2 pseudogenes and 1 other annotated feature are annotated in these 2,292 nt (G+C 51.7%); of the pseudogenes, one reads left to right on the top strand and one right to left on the bottom strand.

Going from position 1 to position 2,292, the window contains the following annotated elements:
* Nucleotides 1-692: 692 nt before the first annotated feature.
* Nucleotides 693-1,044 (top strand): annotated as a pseudogene (locus PFRI_RS21675) (transposase); the annotation flags it as partial.
* Nucleotides 951-1,059: a sequence feature (AL1L pseudoknot), on the top strand. Its footprint overlaps the pseudogene before it by 94 nt.
* Before the next feature lie 25 nt (nucleotides 1,060-1,084).
* Here the strand turns inward: PFRI_RS21675 and PFRI_RS10495 are convergent.
* Nucleotides 1,085-2,230, bottom strand: a pseudogene (locus PFRI_RS10495) (IS3 family transposase).
* Nucleotides 2,231-2,292 lie beyond the last annotated feature (62 nt).

Here is a 2,292-nt window from a genome sequence, read left to right as displayed (position 1 = left end):
ACCAGATACGCCGCCAACCTTCAAACCGCCCAAACACCAGATTCAGTCATAGCTCCAGAAAGCTTGCCGCCATATCTACTAAGGCCGCATTTTTAGCTGATTGGCACCGTGATCCCCGCAAGATTGGCCAAAGCCCTTGAAACGCAGGTAACAATAATCACCGAATAAGATCGCGTCAGAAGATCCGAAAAATCACGATGCAATTCATTTTTTATGTCAATTACAAGAGGTCGACTCTTTTGCTGGTTATCGCAAGTCGCGGTTTGTGAGGTCGTGTTTACGCGAAATCTTAGCGGTAATTAGCGACGCTGCCGTACACACGGTTCATTGCTAGCGTTCCTAGAAATCTCAATGCATTGACATTTTATATCAAATGGTCTGACCTTCTAATAGTTGCAACACTGATAGAATCTCGCGCGACTGGAAACAACGTAAACTACTTTAAAGTGTTGATGCTCCCGGCCAAAACGATGCGTTCAAGGCACCTGCAGGTCGGTGTGTTGGTATGGCGAGCAATGATGGTTTATTTGCGGCAGCATGGCGATCTGAACCACCCCTTGTTTGCCGGAAGCCCAGAAGTAAGGATACTGGTTTATGGAAAAGAACAAATGTGGAAACAGATATTCATCCATTGACCGGCAATCGATGCAAAGCATCGATGAGAGGTTGAAGTGCGCGAACGAACTGTGCGGATGGTGTTTGAACATCAGGGCGAATTTGAAAGCCAATCTGCTGCGATCAAGTCGATTGCCCCGAAGATTGGCTACGGGCCTGATACCCTGCGTGCTTGGTTTCGACGGGCTGAGACAGACAGCGGTCGACGTGATGGTATGACGGCCGCCGAACGTGACCGGATGTAAGCCTTGGAACGTGAGAACCGCCAGCTTCGGCAAGCCAACTAAATTCTCAAGAAAGCATCTGCGTATTTTGCTCCCACTCTCATACATACAAGCATGTGTTGCCGTGCAGCGGGACGGAGCTCGACCGCCCGTTTCGGAAATGATTGCTTTTATCAAAGAACATCGTGGGGTGTGTGGGGTCGAGCTGAGCTACTCCCCAATAGTTGGACGGGATCTGGCGTAAATTAAGCTACTCTTTGCACCTGCTGATCGGGGTCGGTTGTTTCAATTCCCTGCCAGTAGACCACGGCAGGTGGCCTGCCGCCAACTGAGGAATGCGGACGTTTGTGATTGTAGAACTCGATCCACTTTCTGACGCCTGCTTTCGCTTCTGATCCGGTTTCCCAGGCGTGTAAATATACGCACTCGTATTTCAATGATCGCCACAGCCGTTCGACGAAGATGTTGTCGAGGAACCGACCTTTGCCATCCATAGAGATGCGCACGTTCGAACGGCGCAGTCGGTCAGTCAAAGCAAACGATGTGAACTGGGATCCTTGATCTGTATTCATTATGTCCGGTGGCCCAAATTTGTGGATCGCCTCGTTGAGTGCATCGACGCAGAACTCAGCCTCCAGAGTGTTCGAGATCCGCCACGCCAGAACCTTGCGGGTGTTCCAGTCCATGATCGCGACCAAATATAGGAACCCACGCCGCATAGGCAGATAGGTGATGTCAGCGCACCAGACCTGATTGGGTCGATCCACAAACAGCCCACGCAGCAGGTAGGGGTAAATCTTGTGACCTTTCGCCGCTTTGCTCGTGTTGGGTTTCTGGTAGATCGGCATAAGGCCCATCAAGCGCATTAGGCGTCGGATGCGCTTCTCATTCACGGGGGGGTCCTCATTGCGAAGATGCCACGTCATTTGGCGAACGCCATAGAACGGTGTTTCAAGAAACTGCTTATCGATCACCCGCATCAGATCAAGGTTCATCTCGGTCTCGCCTTTGGGTTCATAGTAAAATGACGATCGCGAGATCGACAGCAGCGCACACTGCTTGCCCACAGACAGGCCTGGGATGTTCGGCTCAACCATCTTGCGCCTCACTTGCCGGTCCAAGGTTTGAGCTTTCTTGCCAAAAAATCGTTGGCGACGGCCAACTCCCCGATTTTGGCGTGCAAGTCTTTGACCTGCTCTTCATCCACTTCCGGTGCCTTCCGGCTGCCTCGTTCGAACACACCAGATGCGCCCTCAAGCAAAGCCCGCTTCCATTGATGGATCATCGTCGGGTGAACTCCGAACCGACTGGCCAACTCGCTGACTGTCTCCTCGCGCTTCTACCGCGACCTTGGCCTTAAACTCTGGGTGATGTTGCTTCCGCTTAGACATTCCTGATTGAAGTGGTCCGGCAAAACTGGACAGCGTGCTAAGATGTATCCAACCTTGAAGAC

The organism is Planktotalea frisia, assembly GCF_001890925.1.
GTDB classification, from domain to species: domain Bacteria; phylum Pseudomonadota; class Alphaproteobacteria; order Rhodobacterales; family Rhodobacteraceae; genus Planktotalea; species Planktotalea frisia.
The sequence above is the reverse complement of the archived record's forward strand: the minus strand, read 5'-3'. Positions and strand labels throughout refer to the sequence as shown.